Annotated in this window: 4 protein-coding genes and 2 pseudogenes; 2 read left to right on the forward strand and 4 right to left on the reverse strand. The window is 73.1% G+C overall.

Annotated elements, in window-relative coordinates; translation table 11 throughout:
• The 4 genes and pseudogenes from JNW89_RS24360 to JNW89_RS24375 form a co-directional block, all read right to left on the reverse strand.
• A pseudogene (locus JNW89_RS24360) lies at positions 1-1,171 on the reverse strand (FxsB family radical SAM/SPASM domain protein); the annotation flags it as partial.
• 116 nt (positions 1,172-1,287) lie between these two features.
• A pseudogene (locus JNW89_RS37795) lies at positions 1,288-1,944 on the reverse strand (radical SAM protein); the annotation flags it as partial.
• A complete protein-coding gene (locus JNW89_RS37800; protein ID WP_238450650.1) occupies positions 1,925-2,593 on the reverse strand; it encodes an SLATT domain-containing protein in 669 nt (222 codons plus the stop codon). The gene JNW89_RS37800 and the pseudogene JNW89_RS37795, both read right to left, overlap by 20 nt.
• A 293-nt stretch (positions 2,594-2,886) precedes the next feature.
• Positions 2,887-3,033 (reverse strand): hypothetical protein, encoded by a 147-nt coding sequence (locus JNW89_RS24375; RefSeq protein WP_238450651.1) that lies wholly within the window; start codon positions 3,031-3,033, stop codon positions 2,887-2,889.
• Positions 3,034-3,419: 386 nt separating this feature from the next.
• On the opposite strand from JNW89_RS24375, the gene JNW89_RS24380 reads away from it, so the two are divergent.
• A complete protein-coding gene (locus JNW89_RS24380; RefSeq protein ID WP_238450652.1) occupies positions 3,420-5,261 on the forward strand; it encodes a glycoside hydrolase family 3 protein in 1,842 nt (613 codons plus the stop codon).
• A gap of 494 nt (positions 5,262-5,755) precedes the next feature.
• The gene (locus JNW89_RS24385; RefSeq protein WP_238450653.1) at positions 5,756-5,905 is read left to right on the forward strand and encodes a hypothetical protein; all 150 of its coding nucleotides are present in this window, start codon (positions 5,756-5,758) and stop codon (positions 5,903-5,905) included.
• Positions 5,906-6,238 lie beyond the last annotated feature (333 nt).

The raw sequence follows: 6,238 nt of genomic DNA on the forward strand, positions 1-6,238 counted from the left end.
CCGGGAGGTCCGGCCGGCCGGGCCGCACGGTGATCCGGTGCCCGCCGGCCCGCGCGGTGAACCCCCGTCGTGGACGGACAGGAGCACCGCCTCCTCGTCGGCGTCGACGGTGAGCGCGCCGAGCGTGGGGCAGGCTCAGCGCCCCCGTCGCGGGCGGCACGGTGAGCTCGGCGTCGGTTCCGGCACGGATCGCGGCGGCGGCCGCCACGCACGCCAGGTACGCCAGGTCGGCGGTCGCGTCGTCGCGGCACCGCTGCGCCCAGCGACGGACGAACGGGTGCTCCAGCACCGCGCGGACCGCCTCGGGGGCGGTGCGGTCGAGGTCGATCAGCAGCTGCCAGCCGGCCGCAGCCCGCTCGTCCTGCGCCGCGCGGGGGCTGAGGTCGACCAGCAGCGCGCGGACCAGCCCGAGGTGGACCGAGGCGAGGTGGCGGGCCGACTCCACGGTGCCGTAGCCGGTGCCGAGGTCGTCGAGCACGGTCGGGCTCAGCGCGTCGCTGGGCTGCCGCTGGGCGGGTACGTCGGCGGGCGTCATCGCGTGGATCAGTTCCTTGAGGTCTGCGCAGTAGGCCGAGGGGTTGGCGAAGCCGGTGCCGGGGCGGTACCGGTGGGCGAAGAGCCCGCCGCCGCACTGCCGCACGACCTCGCACTCCCGGCAGGTGGCGCAGAGGCCGGCGAGGCCGGTCTGTCGGATGGCGATCATGGGGTGGGCGGCGGCGTCGTCGACCCGGTGGCGGAAGATGTCCAGCCCGGTGGCCGGGGCGCCGTCGTAGGCCGACTTGAGGGAGTCGACCTGCTCGAAGGTCCCGTCCGTCTCGATGACGACCAGGTCGGCGAAGCCCAGCCCGACCGCCTCGGTGCGGGTGGTCCCGCCGGACGCGGTGGAGAGCAGGGATTCCAGCAGCCGGATCGGCACCGGCCGCCCGTCGGCCAGCCACCGCCGGTGGATCGCCAGCAGCCAGTCGGCGTACGGGGTGGGCACCCCCTCGGGGCGCGCCGGTGGGCGCTCCCAATTGGCGTGCGGGAGCAGGAAGTCGATCTGCGGCGGCTCCTGGGCCAGCAGCGCCTCGTAGACCGCGACCGGGTCGTTGGCCAGGTCGATGGTGCACAGGATGCCGGCGTAGCTGGACCGGTATTCGGGGCGGCGCAGCAGCGCCAGCCCGCGCAGCACGGCGCGTGGCTGCTCTGGCCGCTGGCGTAGCGGCGGTGCAGGTCGTTGGCCGCCAGGTCGCCGTCGAGCGAGATGCCGACCTTCACGTCGTACGCGACGAGCACGTCGCAGATGCGCGGCGTGAGCAGCACGCCGTTGGACTGCATCCGCAGGTCGAGCCGCGCCACCGGGTCGATCCGGCGGCGCAGCTCGGCGGCGGCGGCGGCCAGGCCGCCCGCGCCGGCCAGCAGCGGCTCGCCGCCGTGCAGCACGACGCGGACGGTGTCGAGCCCGTGCGCGGCGGCGTGTTCGGCGATCCGGCGCGCCGCCTGCTCCACTGTGGATGCCGCCATCACGTGGGGCTGGTGGCGCCAGGACTGGTCGGGATGCTGGTAGACGTAGCAGTGGTCGCAGGCGAGGTCGCAGCGGCTGGTCAGCTTGAGCACGTACTGACTCAGCGGGCTGACCCGCCGGGGCGGCTTCCTGCCCGGCCCGCCAGCGTCAGATCGAAGAGCCGAAGCCTGCGACATCGACGCCGGTCGGGCGGTCGACCCTGCGGTCGTGGACACGGGCGACGGCACGCGCCCGGGAGAGGGAGATCTGGCCGAGCGGTGTGTGCCGCAGGTCGTCCAGTGGCGGCGGGCTCGGGGTCGGGGTCGGGTCGGGACGGACTGCGATGCGATCCACGTCGGTTCCCCCATATGCGGTTGATGGTCGGTCGACATCCACGGTCGACGACACCATCGAAGATAATATATTGCACGCGCTGTGATGTCACTGCTGCGCTGCGCCATCTTCTTCGATCATTTTCGCCATCCAGCCCTCGTTGGAGAGCGAGATGATCCGCTCGGCCTCGGCGACGAACGCGTCGTCGTCGGTCCAGCCGTGCCCGGTCTCCCGGGTCACGCACAGCCGGGTCAGCTGGTCGGCCGTCCGGGCGAACTCAATCTGCTGGGCCTCGTACTGCTGCGCGGCCCCGTACCCGACCAGGGCGGTCGTCACGGTCGCCGCGACCCCGAGCCACGCGGTCAGGCCCAGCCCGTCGCCGAGCACCCCGACGGTCGCGGCGAGCAGGGCGCTGGCCACGGTCACCGCCGTCGCGGCCCACCGGACGCGCGCGGCCAGCCGGGCCATCCGCCGCGCCATCGGGGTGTAGTAACCGATCACCTGCCCCCGTACCCGGGCGGTGAGGTAGCTCGGCACGTCCTGGATGTCGGGGAGCGGCCGGGCGACCGGCGCGAGGCCGACGGTCCGTCCGACCAGGTCACCCGAGTCGTCGAGCAGGGTGTCGGCGCGCCGCAGCAGCACCCGGTCGCGGTCGGCGCCGGCGAACGGCGCCACCCCGGCCAGGTAGCGGTGGACGTCGGCCTTCAACGCCTCGGAGACCGACCGCAGCCGGGTCCACGCATGCACCGTGTCCCGCGAGGTCCACCTCGCCGCCACCGGCACCAGCAGCAGCGCGGCGGCGGGCGAGGATGGCCAGCGCCCGGCTGGCCGTCCGGTGCGGCTCGCCGAGCTGGGTGGCGAGGGAGCCGGCGACGGCGGCGCCGATGGTGAGGCCGGCGACCGTGCGTCGCGCGCGCACGACGCGCCGTTTCTCGGTCACCGCGGCCTGCGACCAGACGCTCTGCCGCTGCCAGACCATCGTGACCGCCGCCGACGCATCGAAGTTCGCCACGCCCGCATGGTAGGTCAGCCGCGCCCAGGGCCCCCGGGACGCCGGGCGGCGGACCGCTCTAGCCGCGGGTGAGCCGCTCGAGGTGCTCCGCCTCCCCGGGCGACGGCTCGCTCGGCCCGCTCAGCCGCAGCCGCCACCGGGTCGTCCCGCCGTCGGGGCCGCGCAGCTCGCCGCGCGCCAGGGCACGGTCGATGTCCTGCCGCACCCGCTCCTCCAGGTGCGGTTCGTCGCGAAGAGGATGCGCAGGCGTACCTCGGCACCGGACCGCACGGCCCGGGTGTGGTGGGACGCGACCGGACAGGGCAACTCGTGTCCCCAGTGGCCGCACAGGACCGTGGTGATGGCCGCCCCGGGCGCGCCCGGATCGGCGTCCGGCGCCATGTCGAGAACCGCCTGGTGAGCGAACCCCTGCCGCATGCCCACCATTGTGCCCTTGCCGGCGTCCGGCGGGACGTCACCTGACCCCGCCACGGCACCCCCGGGACCGGGCGGAATTCCGGACAGCTACGGCCGATCAGTGGAGTCCATCGATGTCCTGTTGGACATATGGTCCGGTCAACGGCATGACCATTCCTCGGAGAGGAGTGACCCGTGATCCGCCACCGCCACCGTCGCGTCCACCGTCCACTCAGCCTGGTCCTGCTCCTCGTCGCGGTCACCGCCCTGGCCGCGCCGGCGCCGGCCACCGCCGCGACCTACCCGTACCAGGATCCGACGCTGCCCGTCGCCACCCGCGTCGCCGACCTGCTCTCCCGGATGACCCTGGACGAGAAGATTGGCCAGATGACCCAGGCCGAGCGCGGCTCGGCGACCCCCACCGACGTGACCACCTACCGGCTCGGCTCGATTCTCTCCGGCGGCGGCTCCGCGCCCTCACCCAACACCGCCACCGGCTGGGCGGACATGTACGACACCTACCAGCGGTCCGCCCTCGCCACCCCGCTGGCGATCCCGATGATCTACGGCGTGGACGCCGTGCACGGGCACAACAATGTGTTCGGCGCGACGATCTTCCCGCACAACATCGGGCTGGGGGCGACCCGCGACCCGGCGCTGGTGCAGCGGATCGGACAGGCGGTCGCCGAGGAGGTCTCCGGCACCGGCGTCGACTGGAACTTCGCGCCCTGTCTCTGCGTGGCCCGCAACGACCGCTGGGGCCGCACCTACGAGTCGTTCGGCGAGACGCCGGATATCCCGTCGCAGATGACCACCCTGGTCACCGGCCTCCAGGGACCGACCCTCGGCGGCCCGACCTCGGTGCTCGCCACCGCCAAGCACTACCTCGGCGACGGCGGCACCACCGGCGGCGACGACCAAGGCGACACGGCGCTGTCGGAGGCGCAACTGCGGGCGATCCACCTGCCGCCGTTCCAGGCAGCCGTGCAACGCGGCGTCGGCTCGGTGATGATCTCCTACAGCAGTTGGAACGGCGTCAAGCTGCACGGCCACCAGTACCTGATCAGCACGGTGCTCAAGGGCGAGCTGGGCTTCACCGGTTTCGTCGTCTCGGACTGGAACGGCATCGACCAGATCGACGGGGCCGCCGGCTTCACCGCCGCCGAGCTCACCGCGGCGATCAACGCGGGCATCGACATGGTGATGGTTCCCACGGCGTGGAAGAGCTTCATCAGCATCCTGCGGGCGGAGGTGCAGAACGGCCACGTCCCGCTCAGCCGGATCGACGACGCGAACCGCCGCATCCTGACCAAGAAGTTCGAGCTGGGCCTCTTCGAGCGCCCGTACACCGACCGGAGCTGGACCCCGACCGTCGGCAATGCCGCACACCGGGCCCTCGCCCGGGAGGCCGTCCGGAAGTCCCAGGTCCTGCTGAAGAACGCCGGGGGCGTGCTGCCGCTGGCCCGGGACGGCAACAAGATCTTCGTGGCCGGCAGGAACGCCGACAACATCGGCAACCAGAGCGGCGGCTGGACCATCTCCTGGCAGGGCTCCTCGGGCAACACCACCCCGGGCACCACCATCCTCCAGGGCATCCGGGCCGCGGTCGGTCCGAGCACGACGGTCACCTACAACCAGCGCGGCACGGGCATCGACCGCACCTATCGGGCGGCCGTCGCGGTGGTCGGCGAGACGCCGTACGCGGAGGGACAGGGCGACCGGACCGGCAGCATGAGCCTGGACCGGGACGACCTACGGACGATCTCCACCCTGCGCAACGCCGGCGTCCCGGTGATCGTGGTCCTGGTGTCCGGCCGCCCGCTGGACATCGCCGCCGAGCTGCCCCGCTGGGACGCGTTGCTGGCGTCCTGGCTGCCCGGCACCGAGGGCGGCGGGGTGGCCGACGTCCTGTTCGGCGCCGCGGCACCGACCGGCGCCCTGCCGATGACCTGGATGAGTTCGGTGAGCCAGCAGCCGATCAACGCCGGCGACGGTCAGGTGCCGCTCTTCGCGCAGGGGTACGGCCTGACCTACTGAGCGACCCGGGGCTGCCGGCTGCGGGCTGCCGGTTGCCGGTTGCCGGCGGCCAATGGGTCGGGCCGAGGTCAGGCGGCTGCTCGCCTGACCTCGGCCACCATGACGGACAGGGCGAACATGACGGATTACCGCCGATCTGCACCTATGCACGCATCATGCACCTAGCGGCAAAGCGTGCGAGTCGGGCAGCGCTCGTCCCGGGGCCTCGACAGAGATCACCTGTTCAGACCGCGACGAGTGGACCTCTGTTCACCTGACCGAAACAACCGGATGAGTCCCACCACCATCGGTTGCCCGAGTCAACCCATTGATATCAATGCTTGCGCGTGTGATCGTGCCTCCAGCACGTCGCCAACCCCCGGCGGCGCGCGACGGCCGGTCGTCACTCCGGGCACGCCGGCAGCTCCGGAGACCGCCGTCGCACCTGCTTTCGCTCGACCGGCGCGCCACCCCACCGGGCACCGGACGCGCGACCCAGAACAGGAGCGCCCCTTTTGAAGATCTCACCTCGCCTCGTCGCGCTCTCCGGCGCGGCCGCGGCCGGCCTGCTCGCCGCGGGAACCGCGGCGGCCGTCCAGGCCGCACCCCTGATCGGCGCCGCCCGCAGGGCGCTCCGGTCTTCTTGTCCCGGAGGTATCCGGTGAACGACGACCTCCACGTAGACCAGGGACGGCGAGGCCACCGCCACGGCCCGTTCCTCGAGGGTGTACGGCGGCGGGGAGCCCTCGCGTCGTCCGATCCGGCCCAGACCGCCACGCCACCGGCGGCGGCGAGGACCACCAGCACCAGCGCCACGATGCCGAGCCAGAGCCCGGTACGGCGTCGGCGCGGCTCGGAGGGCTGGATCCGGCGCTCGGTGGAGGCGAGCGGGTCGTACGGCGGCACGCTGGTCGGGTGCGGGTAGGCCGGCGACACCGGCGGCCCGGGACACCTGGTGCGGAGGCGTGGAGACCGGGTACGGGGGCGTCGAGAACGGC

The sequence above is a fragment of the Micromonospora sp. 4G55 genome (genome assembly GCF_016803375.1).